Annotated in this window: 14 protein-coding genes and 1 pseudogene; 5 read left to right on the top strand and 10 right to left on the bottom strand. The window is 42.7% G+C overall.

The genetic code is table 11. The annotated features are described in order from the left end of the window. Positions 1-31: 31 nt before the first annotated feature. The 4 genes from MKX35_RS08975 to MKX35_RS08960 form a co-directional block, all read right to left on the bottom strand. Positions 32-937, bottom strand: coding sequence for an ABC transporter permease (locus MKX35_RS08975; protein ID WP_042191391.1), 906 nt, complete (start codon positions 935-937; stop codon positions 32-34). An 89-nt stretch (positions 938-1026) separates the two neighbouring features. Next, positions 1027-2691, bottom strand: a complete 1665-nt coding sequence (locus MKX35_RS08970) for an extracellular solute-binding protein (RefSeq protein ID WP_042191393.1) — start codon at positions 2689-2691, stop codon at positions 1027-1029. Between the two features lie 294 nt (positions 2692-2985). Then, positions 2986-3915, bottom strand: coding sequence for a phosphotransferase (locus tag MKX35_RS08965; protein WP_076300484.1), 930 nt, complete (start codon positions 3913-3915; stop codon positions 2986-2988). 337 nt (positions 3916-4252) lie between these two features. After that, positions 4253-4762, bottom strand: coding sequence for a MarR family winged helix-turn-helix transcriptional regulator (locus MKX35_RS08960; RefSeq protein ID WP_076300449.1), 510 nt, complete (start codon positions 4760-4762; stop codon positions 4253-4255). Between the two features lie 158 nt (positions 4763-4920). Between MKX35_RS08960 and MKX35_RS08955 the strand changes: the two genes are divergently transcribed. Continuing rightward, on the top strand, positions 4921-6849 hold the full coding sequence (locus MKX35_RS08955; protein ID WP_076300448.1) for an alpha/beta hydrolase family protein: 1929 nt from the start codon (positions 4921-4923) through the stop codon (positions 6847-6849). A gap of 697 nt (positions 6850-7546) precedes the next feature. Here MKX35_RS08955 and MKX35_RS08950 read toward each other — a convergent pair. After that, positions 7547-7810 (bottom strand): hypothetical protein, encoded by a 264-nt coding sequence (locus tag MKX35_RS08950; RefSeq protein WP_179086733.1) that lies wholly within the window; start codon positions 7808-7810, stop codon positions 7547-7549. Positions 7811-8004: 194 nt separating this feature from the next. Further along, entirely contained in the window at positions 8005-8553 is a 549-nt protein-coding gene (locus MKX35_RS08945; RefSeq protein ID WP_076300446.1) for a pyridoxamine 5'-phosphate oxidase family protein, read from the bottom strand. Positions 8554-8725: 172 nt separating this feature from the next. Here MKX35_RS08945 and pdxR point away from each other — a divergent pair, with 172 nt between their 5' ends. Continuing rightward, complete coding sequence (gene pdxR / locus MKX35_RS08940) at positions 8726-10156, top strand: MocR-like pyridoxine biosynthesis transcription factor PdxR (protein ID WP_076300445.1); 1431 nt, start codon at positions 8726-8728, stop codon at positions 10154-10156. Between the two features lie 188 nt (positions 10157-10344). Here the strand turns inward: pdxR and MKX35_RS08935 are convergent, their stop codons facing one another. The 4 genes and pseudogenes from MKX35_RS08935 to MKX35_RS08920 form a co-directional block, all read right to left on the bottom strand. Continuing rightward, the gene (locus MKX35_RS08935; protein WP_042191399.1) at positions 10345-10809 is read right to left on the bottom strand and encodes a hypothetical protein; all 465 of its coding nucleotides are present in this window, start codon (positions 10807-10809) and stop codon (positions 10345-10347) included. Positions 10810-11114: 305 nt separating this feature from the next. Then, complete coding sequence (locus MKX35_RS08930; protein ID WP_256716379.1) at positions 11115-11423, bottom strand: immunity 51 family protein; 309 nt, start codon at positions 11421-11423, stop codon at positions 11115-11117. Positions 11424-11459: 36 nt separating this feature from the next. Then, positions 11460-12827 (bottom strand): annotated as a pseudogene (locus tag MKX35_RS08925) (SMI1/KNR4 family protein); the annotation flags it as partial. 159 nt (positions 12828-12986) lie between these two features. Further along, positions 12987-13730, bottom strand: a complete 744-nt coding sequence (locus tag MKX35_RS08920) for a glycoside hydrolase family 16 protein (RefSeq protein ID WP_076300443.1) — start codon at positions 13728-13730, stop codon at positions 12987-12989. Between the two features lie 148 nt (positions 13731-13878). Here MKX35_RS08920 and MKX35_RS08915 point away from each other — a divergent pair, with 148 nt between their 5' ends. The 3 genes from MKX35_RS08915 to MKX35_RS08905 all read left to right on the top strand — a co-directional run bounded on the left by MKX35_RS08915 (position 13879) and on the right by MKX35_RS08905 (position 17431). Continuing rightward, complete coding sequence (locus MKX35_RS08915) at positions 13879-14799, top strand: ABC transporter permease (protein ID WP_076300442.1); 921 nt, start codon at positions 13879-13881, stop codon at positions 14797-14799. 18 nt (positions 14800-14817) lie between these two features. Next, a complete protein-coding gene (locus tag MKX35_RS08910) occupies positions 14818-15702 on the top strand; it encodes a carbohydrate ABC transporter permease (protein ID WP_076300441.1) in 885 nt (294 codons plus the stop codon). A 91-nt stretch (positions 15703-15793) separates the two neighbouring features. After that, positions 15794-17431: an extracellular solute-binding protein gene (locus MKX35_RS08905; RefSeq protein ID WP_341044059.1), complete on the top strand. Its 1638-nt coding sequence runs from the start codon at positions 15794-15796 to the stop codon at positions 17429-17431. Positions 17432-17464: the final 33 nt, after the last annotated feature.

Genomic DNA, 17464 nt, shown 5'->3' with positions numbered 1-17464 from the left:
GTGTCTCCCTTCTGAATTACCGCCGATTGCATTAGAAAATGCGGTAATTCGCTACACGATAGGCTAAGATATAGGACATAGATACGAATATGAAAGAGATGACGGATTTCAGCAGTCCTACGGCCGTAGCGAAACCGAACTGTGCTTGCTCAATCCCCATACGATATACGAAGGTATCGATAATATCCGCGCTTTCATAGACCGGAGGACTATATAGGTTGAAGATTTGATCAAATCCCGCATTCAGTACATTCCCGATACTAAGCGTAAACATGAGAACGATAATAGGAAGCATCCCCGGCAGCGTCACATGCAACGTCTGCTTAAAGCGTCCTGCGCCGTCGATCTCCGCTGCCTCGTACAGTGACGGATTAATACTGGTAAGCGCAGCCAGATAGACAATCGTACCAAATCCGAACTCTTTCCATACATCCGATATGACCATCACATAAGGGAACCATTTGTTGTCTCCCAGGAAAAAAACAGGGTCTATACCAAACAAGCCAAGCACTTGATTGAGAATACCGGAAGATGGAGACAATACATCGATTAGAATACCGCTTAACAAGACCCATGATAGAAAATGCGGCAAGTACACGAGCGTCTGGAAGGTCCGTTTGACCCATTCTTTCCGCAGCTCATTCAGAAGTATCGCTATGGTGACCGGAACGATCATACCTGCTACAATTTTCATCACCGCAATGTATACTGTATTGAAGAATATCCGGCCGATATCGGGGTAATCCATCAGTAACTGAAGGTTTTTAAGACCAATAAATGGTGAGCCGAACAACCCTTTATTCGGTACGTATTTTTGAAAGGCCATCATAATGCCGGCCATCGGGATATAACTGAAGATGAGGACCAATACGATCCCAGGAACCAACATCAAGTGAAGCGGCCACTCCCTCTTCCACATACGCGTTAATACATTCATGCCATCCACCTCGCTATAGGACTAAAAATGAAGAACTAGGTTAAAGAAAAGAGAGGTCGTTTGTGTTCAACCCCTCGATTCTCCTGCTATCATTGTTTGTGAGTCGCGTACCATTCATTGACTTCTTTGGTCATTTCGTCGCCGCCAAGCTTTTTCCACTCTTCTACGAATTTATCGAATTCATCCACGGATACTTGATTCATCATAATCTTGAAGTATACTTCATCCCGCTTCTTCTTCAGGATTTCTTGTCGATCTGCCATGGTTGGAGTCGGTGCGCCGTAGAATTTGTTTTGTAGGTACTGTTTATTGTTCTGAATTTCAGGAACAAGTGAATATGCACCTTTTGGACCTGAGATCAGATATTCCCACCACATGTTGATATCGGTACCGTCAACATACTTCATGGCACGCTCGTAACGAGTTTTTTGATCTTTCGTCTCCAAAATGCTCTCGTCTTTGTTCTCGATCGCTTTTGGCAATATTTCACCGTTATTATCCTTTTGTTTACCAACACGAAGCGGGCTTAGAAGCCAGTAGTTGTTGCCTTTCTCCTTCAGGTCTTTACCATACTCATATACTTTCTGTTCTGGCGTCGGATGATTATCCACGACAATCCAATGGTTCAGCAATTTAATAACGCCTTCCGGATGCTTCGCTTGCTTGGAGATAACATAATATTCGTCAACACCCAAACCTATCTGCGATAGTGCAGGTTCGCTATCCACCGATGGAATCGGGAATACGCCCCACTCTTGTACGACTTTACCATCCTTTACTGCGCCTTTAGCGAGCTGAGCCGGTACCCAAGACTGGCCGTATACGATACCTGCGTTGTTGTTATAGAGGAGCTCTGCTGCTTTCTCCACATCTTTAACGACGAACTCAGGATCAATTAATCCTTTCTTGAACATTTCCTGCAGCGCCTTAAGTGCGTCTTTCACTTGAGGCTGAATGTCACTGTTGACCAAATTGCCATTTCCGTCTTCCATCCAAAGATTTTCATAAGCATGGTAACTATTCAAGAATGCTATTAGTCCTGTAACAGCTGTGGACTGGTTGTTAAATGGATCTTTGCTAATTACAATTCCATACGGTTTCCCAGTGCCGCCTGGATCTTTTGTTTTGAACGCTTCGGCGATCGTCAAGAGATCCGCCATCGTCTTTGGTTCCGGCAGGTTCAATTTCTTCAGCCAGTCCGTGCGTACATAGAGGAACTGATACTGGTACGGATTATAAGAACTTGGAATCCCCATGAGTTTACCGTCGAAAGTGGCGGTCTTCAGTTGCATTCCGCCATCCATCGACAAGAATTTCTTAGTCTCATCCGTCGCATTCTTGTCATATACGTCCGTGATATCCATAATCATATCCGCTTCGGTCAGCTCTTTCAGCTGTGTAGCATTAACCTTCATGAAGTCCGGAAGATCATTGGAGGCGATGGACATCTTCACTTTTTCCTTGAATTGAACGTCATCGGCGGACACCCATTTATTCGTGAGCTTCACACCGATATCTTTCTCATACGCATCATAGACCGAGTTCTTCTCAAAGCTTTCGCCCTCATCGAATTTGAGATACTGATCGCTTGCCGAAACTGTTGAAACTTCAATCACTTCATTTTTTTGTTCCACAGGTGTCTCAGGCTGCTTCTCAGGCTGCTTCTCCCCTTCATTTGTGGTTTTGCCGCATGCCGTGATAGTTAAACTTAGGATCAATGCGACGATCAGAAGTATTCTACTTTTTTTCTTCATATTACCCCTCCACATTGTCTCAAAATAGGTCGTGCATCTACTTCATGCTGCTTCTCTTCCTAGTTCTAGTATAGGAAAGGAAAGGACCCCCATCTATATACTAGTCTTTACTTTCGTATACACCTCTTGACTACCGTCAGGCTTGTCCCTAGAACGCACAAGAGAGAGGGAGTCTCCCTAGGTTAGGTTGACTCCCCCTTCGTTGAAACGTTACCGTGTATTAACTCGAATATTCAGCTCCCCACGATATTTGACAAGAGATGACGCGCCGCTTCTTGCTTCATTTCCATTTCTTCATTTTTCGATAAACCTAAGCGCACGTTCTGATTGATATTCAGCTAGACCTTTTGCGAATTGTTGATCGGGAAATCCTCTATGCTGTAGCTTTAAACCCGCTGAAGTTAATGATATATGGTGATGCAATTGATAAAATAACAGCCTATCCGGATCAAGCTTATCGTTCTTAAGATACCGATAGAAATCTCCAAAACGCATCTCCAAAAAACTATGCTCATGCTCAATATCAAAGAACGCTGCTCCTTCGATATCGATCAGAAAGGGCTCCAGCTTATCATTAACCAATACATGGTCAGGACCCAGTTCCCCATGAATAAATCCATACTGCTTTCTAGGCTTAATTCTTGATTCAAGCTCATACAACTTATCGAGCAATTTACTTTGATTAGACCCGATCTTCTCCATATGCTGAGAGGCGTAAGCTAGCTGTACTTTCGTATTTTTCATTTGTAATGAATGACATTGTTCTGTACTGATCTCGTTAGCATTGGCTTTCCCAAAAATCTGCCTTTCGGTGGTATGCATTGTAGTAAGCATATCCCCCAACTGCTGAAACACTTTATCTTGAGCAGCTAACTCGGAAAGTTGGAAAAAGGTTTCTGCCTTACGTCCATCTATATATTCAACAAGCGCATAATCAAATGGGTAACGATCTCTTTCCTTGTTCAGATCATAAAGTGCTGGGGTCTGAATTCCATGTTGTGTTAAATACTTATTGTTTAATTCAAACAAATCACTTCCATAGGACTGTTCATTTATATCTTCATTCGCTTTTTCTTCTTCAAAATAATTCATGGAAAGATCCCACACATACAAAACGCAGGAAAATCCATTACTGCACTCAATCTTGTAGACCACCTTTTGTGCGCCACCATGCATTCGTGAAACACGAGTAACTAAATAACTGGTGCCAAAAATCCGTCCAATATAATCCTGTAAGTCGGCCTGATCGAGATGATAGGTAACGTCCATTAACAACACTCCATTGATTAAGTTTTGCCGGCTTCACAATAGTAAATAAAATCCAGCCCAAAGTATAGACTTTTTCTTTCTGATCAATTATGATGTTGAATAAGGTCTTGAAAAAAATAAGCATACAAAAAGCCTTTGGATTTTATTCCAAAAGGCTTTTTTTTGATGAAATTTCTAGCAGCTTCATAACCAATCTCATCATTCCATACGCAACTGATCAATTTCTTTTTTTCGAACAGCATTAGACCATCGTTTTATATTGAAATTGATTAAATGTTAATAATAACATCTCTTATTCCTCGATAAGAATGAGATTAACCTCTTTCTTTTGCTTTGTTTTTTCAGTTGTAGCACTAGCTGAGATATCTAAAATAGCTTCCATTTTCTCAATATATTGCATAGGGATTTCATCCAGCAGGGAAAATATTTTTTTGAAGCATTTTTCATAAGCGTATTGTACATATTGGCTATACACTTCTTTGCCTATTGTGGAAACCTTAATGATAATGTTTTTCTTATTATCTGATGTATGGTACTTTTCGAGCAGCCCTTTTTCCACCATTTTTTTTACATGTTTTGAAAATGCGCTCTTAGATATTCCCAGCCGTTTTGCAATTTCCAGCATGTTTTGATTTTTATCTTCATTCTCCAATAGATATTCCAGCACTTGAATTTGTGCAGCAGAAAATAAAAAAACAGTATTATAGTTGTACTCTTTTTTATAGGAGTCTGCGTATGAATTTCCATATTTAACAATCTTCTCTACAAATGTTCTATATTTCCCCATCCATTCAACTGCCAAAGAAATCCCTCTTTTCCCGTCAATTTAGCTCATAAAATTATATCAAAAATTGTAATTTTAACATAGCTAGAAAAGCGCTATTGCTTTCAAATAAAAAGTATAGTATAAAAACTATATAGTTTCCAATGGAACCTATATAGTTAAGGGGGAGTATTTATATGGGGAAAAAGATAATAAGAAGATTGCTTGTCGTTTCTATGTTGATGATTTTTGTAAGCGCTTGTTTATCAGGTTTTTTACAAACTTCTTATGGAAAGGTAGAAATTATTGATTTTAAGCTACCAACTGAAAATGGGCAGTGGCTGTCTGGACAAATTTTTAAACCTGAACAATCAAATGAGGAGCACAAGGTTCCTTTAGTTATTACCGAGCATGGTTATCTAAACAATAAACATATGCAAAATTTAAACGCTATTGAATTATCACGCAGAGGGATTGCAGTAATGACATTCGATGCCTACTATCATGGAAAATCAAGCTCGTCGAGCGAGCCAGTCATGAAGGCAGTAGCAGCAAATGGTGAGGGAATGATACCTCTAGTGGAATTTGCCTATAAAAGTCTCGATTACATTGATAATGACATGATCGGTGTTATGGGGCATTCTATGGGTGGAATGTCCACATGGTTGACGTTAATGCACTACGGTTCACAATATTATGCAGCAATTGAAGAAGCGAAGAAGCCCGATTCGGAAGGCGCCGAGACAATAACAGACAGCGAAAAGGAATATGCTAATTCCTTAAACAAGGTCGCAGCAGGGTTGCCGGTGGGAAATATCCGTTTATCTAGTGAAAAGGTATTTAGTCAAATCCACGCTAATATGGGAATTATTTATGGTCAATATGATGAGGGGAATTATGATTTGTCTCAAGGCAATGGCGATCTCTCCAATAATGCTGATGAGGCCTTAGTCGCAGTGAACTCGATTTTTTCAAAAGCTGAGCAGCATTCGAGCTTTAATGTAGCTAAATATTATGGAGATGCAGAAAATCAAACACTGAGAGTAATTTATAATCCAAAGCAAACGCATGAATGGGCACATTTTTCAAAGAAAACTGTTGCATACACAGTAGACTTTTTCAGCCAGGCCTTTGAGATTTCACCACAAATAAAAAATACTAATCAAATATGGATCTGGAAAGAGCTAGTTAGCTTTATTGGATTATTAGGTATTTTTCTATTGATTTTCCCAGCATCCTATTACTTGTTGGAAATTCCGTTCTTTAAGCACTTAAAATTAGCAAAAAAACAAAGCAGTTCTATAGCTAATGCATTGCAAACGGAAAAAAGCAAAAAGAAAACTAGAGTTTTTTGGATCAGCTGGTCGCTTAATTGGATTTTTTCTGCTATTGGCGTAATCGTAGCTTTAAATCTAGATAAAGTGATTTTTAAAAGCACGTCCAATTTCATGTCTGTAAAATGGTTTACGCAGCCCATTACAAACTATATCTTGATATGGGCAATGTTTAGCAGCCTTATTGGAGCGGCACTATTTGTATATAAGTACAAATTGGAGAAAAGAAATAACGCTGAGCTTTCTTTGGAACAACTAGGATTAAAAATCGGTTTGAGCAAAGCAGGAAAGACTTTAATTCTTGCCTTATGCATCTACGGAATTTTTTTCGGTATCGTATATGCGGCAGAATATCTTTTTAACGCTGATTTTAAATTTTGGATACTCGGAGTATTTACATTTAATTCAGATAAGTTATTGGTATGGATGAACTATTTGCCGTTCTTCTTTATTTTCTATCTAATAAATGCGCTCTTAATAAATATATTAAGTTTTAGTAATATAAAGTCTGAAAAAGCAAATATGATTGTCGCTGGACTGGGAAACGTGCTAGGTATTATGCTTATTAACGGAATCCAGTATGCTGTATTATTTACGACAGGTAATACATTTTGGCAAGAAACAAGACTTTATCCAATGGTACTGCTTCCGTTTATTTTCTTACTATTTGCAGCTGCAATTATTAGTCGCAGCCTATACAAATTGACAGGGAACGTGTGGCTTGGTGCTATGGTGAATACCTTGATCATCACGATGATCGGAGTTGCCAATACTGCTACATTAGCACTTTAAAGAAAGTTTTGAACATAGAGGGGTTTCTTACAACAGCAAATATGCCACAGATTTAAGTTCCTGTTTCAACTATATTCCCCGTTACTTTAATAGGCTGCCGCGAATGCCGTCAGCCTATTTGTAATTTGCTGACCATAAGTGAGTAGACTGACTTATTACCAAACAACTGCTGGCTCTATGGAATCTCCATCTTTTTCATTGTGGTTCTTACGTGTATTCCCACTCGCTCGTACTGAATATTTCTATTCGCGACAATGATTTTACCGCTACGTTTAGGACTTTTTCCTTTTCTTCTAGGAGTGATAAATAGCACCCAATGAAATGATAGTGATATAGGAGTCGTATTCTTCCTCAGTTATCAATAACTGTTCAGAGAAAATATAGTCCTAGACGGCCGCTTTTTTATTGAACTGTCGTTATCCGTTACTTCAATGATTATAGGGATTATACCTACATTTAATTATTTCTCCTGACATGCCCTGAAACGATCCATATGGGTCACAGAACATCATGACTCTGTAAGGACTGCCAATTTTCTCAATATCTCCCACAGTTACACTGTTATGATCACAGTGGGTTGCAGCTGGTCGAATGAAGCCGCCCTTGCTGGAAGTCCGCGGTCTAGTGTTCCTAGAATCGATACATTATTTTTACACTTTAGTAATCAAATAAATATTGCTCTTCCCATGAATTCATATTAGGCTTCAACAAATTTAATATCCCAATTAATATAGATATCATTTATATCATTTAAATCAGTAATTTTGCTTAGATATCTTTTTAGTTCTTTTGGCTTTAATATTTTTTCGCCATCAACACCGTAGTAAACTAAATAATCTATATAGACGTATAAATTTGAAGTTTTATGATCGAAGTAGAATGCTCTTGGTCTGAGAAATTGAAGTCTGGGAGAAGGTAAGATTAAATCCCCGATCACTATTCTTTCATTTTCTGCTCCCATTCTTGGTAACTCAATTTTATCTATAAGAGTAAAAAACATTTACCGAGCTAATCTGCCCGTTAGTTGAATAAAGGCAGTCGATCACGTTGACTGATCGGCTGCCTTATCGTGTTTATTGAGCTATCGATACTCGTTAGCTTAAGGACTAATCTCTAATTTCATTATTGAATAATGTTAATGGGAATATCTTGTGGTTAAACTTGGCGTTCAGTATCCATGTCCTTTTTATACATTTTTTCCGCTTCAATAGGACTCTCTTTTGCCGTCATATGGCTTGGAATTACCCGATAAACTTGAACCGGACCGCCGAATACAGCTGACCTATACTTCTCCACATGCTGCTTGGACAAGGGGCGATTATAGTAACCTGGTACATACTTATTCATCATTTCCTGAAGTACATGAGTGGCTTCATCCAAATCCGTGATCGGTTCTGCTTGTCCGAATATCATTACGCTCATATAAGCTGTATCCGTTTTCGCAGGTACCGGATCCGTAATGGTTCCGTATTCCTCACATACCGTAAAACACACCTCTGAATTATCACTCATCACCTGATTACGCCTTCCGTCTCCAGCCCCGTGAAAATAGAGTTTCCCTTCTGTCCATACATAATTAAGTGGCACAACATAGGGGCGATTGCCATCAGCCAACCCAAGATAACCCAATCTCGCTTGCTGAAGGAACCCTTCAATCTTCTCTTGATCCAGGCATTCCCTGCTCTTGTAACGAACCGAATTCATATCGATATCTCTCCTTTAACTCTAGCGTGCGGCAACGACCAAATTGCGAATACCAGCGTTGTTACGGTAGTATATCAATGAATGGATTGCATTAAAATATCCAAAAATCACCATTTAGAGCAATCCATAATTAATATTATTATGATTGGACGTCTATTTGGAGGTGTGTACGATGATGAAAGTAATTCGTAATGATAAGAGACCGATCTGGCAGCAATTGCTTGATCAAGCGATTCATAATATTACTAGCGGAGTTTGGGCGCCAGGAGAATTACTAATACCTACCCGCGAACTTGCTCACATCGTAGGTGTCTCACGTTCAACTATACAGATCGTCTATGAGGAATTGTTAAGTCGAGGTTATACTGTTACCTCTCGCCGAGGAGGAACGCGAGTTAGTAAATGGAAGCAATTCAATGTGTCAACGAAGGAAATAGAAACAGAGGGTCCCACACCTCCTTCACTCTCCTTGTTAGACTCAGCTGTTGATCATTTACATGACTGGTTCAGAGGTAAAGAACAGCTAGAAGTGGATATTGATTTCAGTCCTCATGAACCCTATTTGGATGAACAATTTCAAAAAAGCTGGCGGCAATCGCTGCTCCACGCATCTGCTGAAATGGATTTATCAAGCTGGGCTTACGGTAATTGCTACGGTTACACACCATTACGTGAGCAAATACAGCGTTATTTATCCCTTGAACGGGGCATACATATCCAAACTAATCAGATTCTGTTGACCTCAGGAGCTCAGCATAGTATCGATTTAATCGCACAGTCGCTTTTAGCTGATGGGGACACAGTTTCAGTAGAAGATCCAGGTTTCCCAGCTGCTTGGATGGCGATGAAATATCGACGAATGAATGTGGTACCTATTCCCGTTGATGAGTATGGTCTAGTGGTGGAGCATATTCACCCTCAATCCAAACTGATCTTTGCCACCCCTTCTCACCAGTGCGCAGTAGGGGTCGTTATGTCGGAGACCCGTCGGCAACAATTGCTACATAAAGCGGTTCAAGAACGGTTTTGGATCATTGAAGACGATTATGATAGTGAATTCCGGTATCGTGGGGAGCCGCTGCCAACGTTGTTTAGTCAGGCATCCAATAATACTTTGTATCTCATGAGTTTTTCTAAAATGATTGCTCCTGGCATTCGTATTTCGGCTATTATAGGTCCATCCGAGGCAATTGCTCAACTAGCGAAGGTACAGGAGCTGACTTACCGTCATCTTCCGATTATGGATCAGCTAACACTAACCCATTTCATTAAAAATGGTCATTTTATGCGGCATATGAGAAGAGTCAGAAATGTATATCGAAGAAGACACGAAATCATGACAAAAGCTATTATGGCTAGTGGTTTAGGGGAGCGTTTTACACTCAGTGGAGTAGAAACAGGATTGCATATGTTACTTGAGGCTGAGGAATCATACGACGAAGAAACTGTGACAAATTTAGCCCTACAACATGGAATACGTGTTTACCCTCTTGGACCCTATTGTCTGGATAGCAAAAGAAAGGGATGGGTATTGGGGTTTGCAAAAGTAGATGAAGCATCAATTGAGCAGGGGATACATCGCCTTGCGGAGATAATTCTGTAAAATCATTTCCGCAGGATTAGATAAATTAAAAGAAAGTATGGACTTTAAATTACTTGGTCCGATGGTTACTGTTACCGTGAATCCCTTGGTTACGCCCTCATTTTAAGATACTTGGCTTATGCAGATAGCAAATAATACAAGCCTCTATCCCGCCACTCGGAATAGAGGCTTGTATTATTCTTACTCCTTTAATACTCTCCTTTGATTACAAAATACGAGCCACGGATTGTACCGGCTAGTTTAGACTTCTGCCTAGCAAATTTAAACTTCTCTTCTAACTCCTTTGGTATCTCCATCCCCTCAGAAAGCTTAAAACCAACGGCTCGCTTTTTAGGATCATCAACCGTATACATGACATTAACCTCAAGTCCATCTTCATAAAAGACATAAGTGAATTTAATATTTTCCACTTGAAAACGCGATGTTTCTAAAGGTTTTGCCGCAAACTCAATATTACGTTCTTCTTTTAAAATTCGGCTCACATAATCAAGGTTTTCCTGGCTTTCGCTAGCTGGGACAACTGTAAATTCATGCTTGTACTTGTTCATAAAGTAACGAGCTTCATTCGCACGTAAACCAGCAAGCGCCTCTGCTACAGGTGAAGACTCTACTCCGACCGTAGACACATTTTTAAAATCAACGATATACGTCATTTCCATCTCTCCTTTTCTCTCATTATTCCCTATCAATAGAATACAATAACTAAAATTTTAACTATATTATATCAAAAATAATCCACTTCACATGTTCAAATCTATGCCCGTAACTTTCTAAAAAAGAGCATCTGCTGCAAGGCGGCCAAGACTTATAGCCTTCATCCTTGCAGCAGATGCTGACGGTCAGCTAAAAACCGTATCATCCATATATTGGTGCCATCGAAAACAAATCTTGAAACGGATTCCTACCTGACGCATTCTCTCAACCTTCTGTGTGACCGAGCCCCTGAATACTGTTGTGATCAATCGAGCTCCGCGCGGGAAAAAAGATCCCGGATCAACGTCTCATTTTCACAGGCCTGCTTCAACCGCACCGCGAACTGCTTAATAGCTTCGCTATTCTCCGAATAAGCACAGAACATATCCGCTTCCGGGTCAAAATGAATCGTATCTACCCATTCAGGCATATATTCGTTCACAAACACAGCCGCCAAAGAAGCCCAATCGTACCCGTTACCTTCAAATCCTTCGTCTGCCCGGGCCTCGAACACTTCCGATCGGTAGCTACCCGCATTTAGAATGACAGACATGCCTCCACCTTGCTGATCCACGAGTATAAAAGGGGCAACGTCCTCTTCTGCGGATTCTGCTTCCAGCCGTGCAATGACCTCAGAGCGGGCTTGATCCGTGAAGCAAAGCACCCCGTTTTTCTGAACAATCAGCCCTTCCCGTATTCGCCCATCCAGCCAGTCGCTGATCCAGCCCGGAGCATACCCACCTTGACCGAACTCGCCGCCAAAAGCGATCATTTCCTCATATACATCCAGATATTGTTGACGGCTCGTATTTGGATAAGAGCTTGTGTACAGCCAGAACTGCACATCGTACATCAGAGTAGAAAGCTCATCCGCATGAAAGGAAAAGTGTCCCTTCTCTTCTACGATTCGGGTACAGACTCTACGGATCTTCTGCTCAAGCTGATCTACCTCAGACACATGGCTGCACAGCTTCGCAAGCAAAGGCGAGAATTGGCCTACGGCTACTTTGCGCAAATCCTCCTCTTTATCTTCTTCAGAGGTGTCGTAGTCCTCATCACTCACCAGACCGCGTATAAACGTCTCGAAGTCTTGGGCCAGGAACGTAATCTCATAATTATCTTCCTGATCCACATGAATTACCTCAGGTTCGCCGTCCCTCCCACAGTTCCGGTAATCCAGCATCACGACATCATGGCCTGCCGAAGGGCAGTCACAAATTACTACGCCGATGTCAGGATACCCCCACTCCTCAATCATGAACGGGCTGCCGAGATCGCCACAGAGTGAATAGCTTTTCTCGCGTCCGATGCCCATAATGCCCGTAATCGCAATATGATCCTCCGCCCATGAGGTCGCGTCCTCCGTCGGAAAACAAGTATTATAAGGAACTCCCCCATTGTGCTGCTTCATCAGACTGATATAAGAGGCAGGAAGCTTGTAACCCAGTTCTTCTTCTACAGAAGCAATCAGCTCATCCGTAGGCGGGGCAGAAACATATTCTTTTAGCGCATAATCGCTATCTTTCCAAAATTCGGAGAGGTCCATCCCTTCAAAAGGAGTTGCAGTCGTCCCCGAATCATTATGTTGCTCTCTGATTGCCTGTCTGGCTGCGGCGTGCCGTTCTTTGCGTAGCTTGCGCTGGCTGAATTTCAGAAACATGACCGTATTCTCATCATCCGGATCGAGGTCATGGGCAATATCCAGCACTCTCACCGCTTCCTCATATTGATTCAAATAATAGTAGGAATATCCCACACGAAAATGCCACAGATGGTCATTCTGCCCCTGTTCCGCAATCATCGCGAAGTGTCCAAGCGCTTCTTCATAACGTCCCAAATTGTTATACGCTCTTGCCAGACTGCTGACTACCTCGTAATCTCTGTCCTCTGGAGGAATCGCCATCAGGGTGTCTACAATCTTCTGGTGTTCATCATCTTCATGCCACTGTGTCAGCTGTGCGGTTAGTTCTTTGTCCATGGTCTACCTCCCCAAGCGTATAATAAAATTACTAGAATATAGAGAAATATGGTTTTCCCTATTCTACCAGATGGGATATAGGTATTGAAAATCGAAATAGGGCATCCCCAAAATGGGTGTGCCCTAAAGGCTTTAATCTGATAAATAACAACTTTCTTATTATCGGAACAGCCATATATTTGAAACCGTCATGACCGCTGGCAGTGCAGCCTCGTCAACCGCTACATTGTCATACCAGCCGCCCACCGCAAGGTTAAGCACTAGATAAAAGGGTTCATCAAAGGGCATCACACCCGGCTCCTGGCGACGCTCAGCAAAGCAATGTCCGTCTACCAGCCATCGAATCGAACCAGCATTCCATTCCAGTGCATAATCATGGAATTCATTAATAGTTCCGCTTTCAAAATGGTGCGAGAACTCCTCGACGATTTGATGTTCCCAATCCTTTCCGTAGTGCAGTGTTCCGGATATTTGCTGAGGCAAGCGGCCTTTCGCTTCCATGATATCAATCTCGCCGGAAGCTGGCCAAGGACCGTAAGCCTGTTCCTGCGGAAGCAACCAGATGGCAGGCCATACCCCCTGCCCTACCGGCAGCTTTGCACGCACAACTAACTTGCCATAGCAAAAGGAAAAATGGTCCTTTGTATCCAAACGAGCCGAGGTATATGCAAAATTGCGCCCATCCTTTTCAATGGATTCGCTGCGCGCACACAGGTTTAAGCCAAATTCATCGATATACAGATTGCTGGAATGATCCGTGTAATACTGCTGCTCTCCGTTGCCCCAACCTGGGTCTATGGGATTACCCTCATTATCTAACAAGTCGTTGCCAAGGCGGATATTCCATAGCTTTAAATCGGCATTTCTATCTAAGAAATTCTGTTCCCATATAGGTTTATTCATCCTTTGCACACTCCTTTCATTTAATCACAGCATACTTAAATTTTGCAGCTGGTCAAACAAATCTAAAAAAATGGGATAGGGTCAATAATCATGGGCTTTTTTTCCTATGCGCTTTTTCATACGATGAAATAGAAAGGGGGCACGGAACATGTTCCAATACAGAACGGAACAAATGAAAGCGCTTTTTAAACAATGGCAATTGCAAAGCATGGTTATCCCGGGAATCCTCTGGATGTTTATCTTTTGTTATATCCCCATGTTTTGGCTCATTATTGCATTTATGGACTACAGCATCGCCAAACCCTTACTAGAATCACCGTTTGTCGGGCTGAAGCATTTTCAGGATTTTTTGACGGATGAGCGTTTTTGGCGTTCAATCCGCAATACCCTGGGAATGAGCAGCATCAAGCTGGTGTTGGGTTTTCCCATTCCTATCTTGTTTGCCTTGATGCTGAATGAAATACGGAGTCTTCGATTTAAGCGAACGGTACAAACCATTTCGTACCTGCCGCACTTTATTGCCTGGACGATTTTTGGCGGCATTGCACTCAATTGGCTGGGCGAGGGCGGTGTGATCAATCAGCTGATGATGGCGATCGGGCTCCAGGGACGCGAAATCCTGTTTAACAGCGACCCTAAGTACTTTTGGTGGATTACCTACTTCACCGATACGCTCAAAGAAACCGGCTGGAGCGCCATTATCTACATAGCGGCAATATCCGGCATTGATCCGGGGCTGTACGAAGCGGCCGAGCTGGATGGCGCAAATCGGCGGCAGCGTATGTGGCATATCACCATTCAGAGCATACGCCCCACCATCGCTATTTTGTTCATCCTCGCTGTCAGCGGGATACTCGGCAGTAACTTTGAGCAGATCTTTATGTTGAAGAACAACATGAACATGAGGATGGCGGAAAGCCTAGACTTGTATATCTACAACATGGGGTTGGTCTCCGGGCGCCATTCCTTCTCAACAGCCGTCCTGTTCGCCCGCTCTATTGTCGCGCTAGGTTTATTGTTTTTGGCCAATCACACATCCAAAAAACTAACCGGCGACAGCATTTTTTAAAAGGGGGACGACAGAAAGATGGAAAGACGCAAAAGGTTTCGGCAAATTGGAGTATTTGAAGTCTGCAACACCCTGCTGATGCTGGCGGTTTGCTTTTTAACGCTGTACCCGATGTGGTTTGTATTCATTAACTCGCTTAATGCGCCGCAGCAGGCATCGCTGGGCACCGTCAACTGGTTTCCCAAAGAATTATCGCTAGCCAGCTATAGCGTTGTGTTCAATGATAAAACTATGATGAACGGTTTTTATATCACTACTTTGCGCACGGTGCTCGGGACAGCAACGCATGTGTTATTTACCGCCATTATAGCTTACGGAATGAGCAAGTCTAATCTGATCGGACGCAAGCTGTATCTTAAAATCGCGTTGGTTACGATGCTGTTCTCAGGCGGGCTGATCCCTACATTTATTCTGATGACGAAGCTGGGCTTATATGATAATTTCTGGATATTCATTATTCCCTCCATGTACACTTTTTTTAATATGGTCATATTCATGAGCTTCTTCCGCACCATACCCGACAGCCTGGAGGAATCTGCGAAGGTAGACGGTGCTTCAGACTATGGTGTCCTGTTCAGAATCGTATTGCCCAATAGCATGGCTGTCATAGCGACCATATCACTTTTTTCAGCCGTCTATCATTGGAATGATTATTACCAGGGGGTCATTTACATCCGTTCGCAAGAATTACTGCCGCTGCAGACCATGCTGTACAAAATCATTGCGGAGAACTCTATGTCCTTCATGCAGCAGCAAGCGATGGCGCAATTCGGCGCAAGACTTCCCGGCAACTCTATCAAATTTGCATCCATGATGGTGGCCACACTGCCTATTCTCTTAGTCTATCCTTTCATTCAACGCTATCTGGTCAAAGGAGTGATGATCGGCGCCATTAAAGGATAAGAGGTATACGTCTAGAAACTGGAATACAAAAATTCAGAAGCAGCAAAGAAAGGATGATTATGTCATGAAACGCAATCTCATCAAGCCAGGGTTGACCCTCGTTCTGGCCGCAAGCCTGATGCTAGGCATAGCCGCGTGTTCCAATTCAGCGAATAGTGAAAATAAGCCGACCCCACAGCCTACGGATAGTACACAGCCTCCACCGAGTGAAGCAAAGCTTAATCCCGATGATCCGGCATGGAAGCTCGATACCAGCCCTGTGGATTTGATCTGGTTCGTAGGTGCTAACTGGTATGCCCACAATTGGGGGGAGAGCTTGACCTCCAAGTACGTAACGGAAAAAACAGGCGTAAACATCAAGCTTGAAGTACCTTCCGGTGAAGCGAATGAGCATATTACCCTGATGATGACCTCCGGCAAGCTGCCAGACTTGATATCGATGGGTTCATGGGAAACTGCTGTCAAAAAGCTGTGGGAAGGCGATCATGTCTACGCCTTAAATGAATTGGCTGACAAGTATGATCCATACTTCTTCAAGGTGGCCGGGGACGGCACACTGAAATGGTACCGTCAAGAAAATGGCAATACCTATGGCGTTCCGAATGATTCATATAGCCCCAACCTGATGCATGAAACTGGCATGACGGCCGCCAACCAGACTTTCCTGGTGCGTAAGGATCTGTATGAGGAGATGGGCAGTCCGGACCTTAGCACCCCAGAGGGCTTTCTGAACGCACTGCAACTGGTAAAGGATAAGTACTCCCAATATAAAGGCCAGCCCATCAGTCCCTTTTTTGCACAAGGGAACGTCCCTTACGGGATGACCGAATATCTGCAGAACCTCCTGGCCGTTCCGCATGAGAAAGACGGGAAAGTATATGACCGCATTACCGATCCCGATTATATCGCCTGGCTAAAAACCTTCCGTACGGCTTACGAGCGCGGGCTGATTAATGTAGATTTCCTGGTTGATTCCGATACTCAGGTAGAGGAAAAAACAAACAACGCCCGCTATTTCATGATGGTCCGCGAGTGGACCGGCATGTCGGCTGTCAATCCTATGCTGGCTGCTAGCGGTAACCCGGACTCTTACTACATCGCAGTCGATGGGCCTAAGAACAGTAAGGGTGATAATCCGAAGCTATTCCCCGGCAACATGGACGGCTGGATGGTGACGATGATTAGCAAATCCACCGAAAACCCTGAACGAGCCATCCGCTTTTTGACCTATCTGGCCAGCGAAGAAGGCCAACGAGATTTATTCCTTGGCAAGGAAGGCGAAACATGGGAGATGGTGGATGGCAAGCCGCAGCTGAAGCCTGAAATGGTAAAATTACTCGACACTGATATTGAGAAGATGGAGAAAGAATATGGCATCATGGATACCTATTGGATGATGCGAAACCCTGTAATCGTCAACCAGTGGAGACCGGAGAAAGCGCCTGTCATTAAGCAAATGGAAGACTTCGCCAATAAGCAGGCCGATATTGATAGCGGTATCTATAAGGGATTAGATCCACAGGGAGATTCTGATGTATCGGTAGCCTGGTCTCGTATTTCACAAAATTGGGAGGAAGTCCTCCCCGAGCTGATTACAGCCAAGAATGAGGCTGAATTTGATAAAATCTTTGAGAATTTCCTTGACCGCCGCGAAAACTACAGCTTTGGTAAGGTGATGGAATACCGTCAGGCTGAACTGGATGTGCGAAAATCCAAAATGGCCGAGTAATAATGCCCGAATAAATCTTGCTGCCGGTCACCG

This window comes from Paenibacillus sp. FSL R5-0923 (genome assembly GCF_038009145.1).
Taxonomy (GTDB): domain Bacteria; phylum Bacillota; class Bacilli; order Paenibacillales; family Paenibacillaceae; genus Paenibacillus_AQ.
This window is presented reverse-complemented; position numbering and strand designations above follow the sequence as displayed.

What these genes read in the sequence shown, in the direction of transcription:
- MKX35_RS08975 (WP_042191391.1), bottom strand. Translation starts at nt 937, where the DNA reads ATGAATGTATTAACGCGTATGTGGAAGAGGGAGTGGCCGCTTCACTTG.
- MKX35_RS08915 (WP_076300442.1), top strand. Translation starts at nt 13,879, where the DNA reads ATGTTCCAATACAGAACGGAACAAATGAAAGCGCTTTTTAAACAATGG.
- MKX35_RS08950 (WP_179086733.1), bottom strand. Translation starts at nt 7,810, where the DNA reads ATGGGAGCAGAAAATGAAAGAATAGTGATCGGGGATTTAATCTTACCT.
- MKX35_RS08945 (WP_076300446.1), bottom strand. Translation starts at nt 8,553, where the DNA reads ATGAATTCGGTTCGTTACAAGAGCAGGGAATGCCTGGATCAAGAGAAG.
- MKX35_RS08955 (WP_076300448.1), top strand. Translation starts at nt 4,921, where the DNA reads ATGGGGAAAAAGATAATAAGAAGATTGCTTGTCGTTTCTATGTTGATG.
- pdxR (WP_076300445.1), top strand. Translation starts at nt 8,726, where the DNA reads ATGATGAAAGTAATTCGTAATGATAAGAGACCGATCTGGCAGCAATTG.
- MKX35_RS08935 (WP_042191399.1), bottom strand. Translation starts at nt 10,809, where the DNA reads ATGACGTATATCGTTGATTTTAAAAATGTGTCTACGGTCGGAGTAGAG.
- MKX35_RS08970 (WP_042191393.1), bottom strand. Translation starts at nt 2,691, where the DNA reads ATGAAGAAAAAAAGTAGAATACTTCTGATCGTCGCATTGATCCTAAGT.
- MKX35_RS08910 (WP_076300441.1), top strand. Translation starts at nt 14,818, where the DNA reads ATGGAAAGACGCAAAAGGTTTCGGCAAATTGGAGTATTTGAAGTCTGC.
- MKX35_RS08920 (WP_076300443.1), bottom strand. Translation starts at nt 13,730, where the DNA reads ATGAATAAACCTATATGGGAACAGAATTTCTTAGATAGAAATGCCGAT.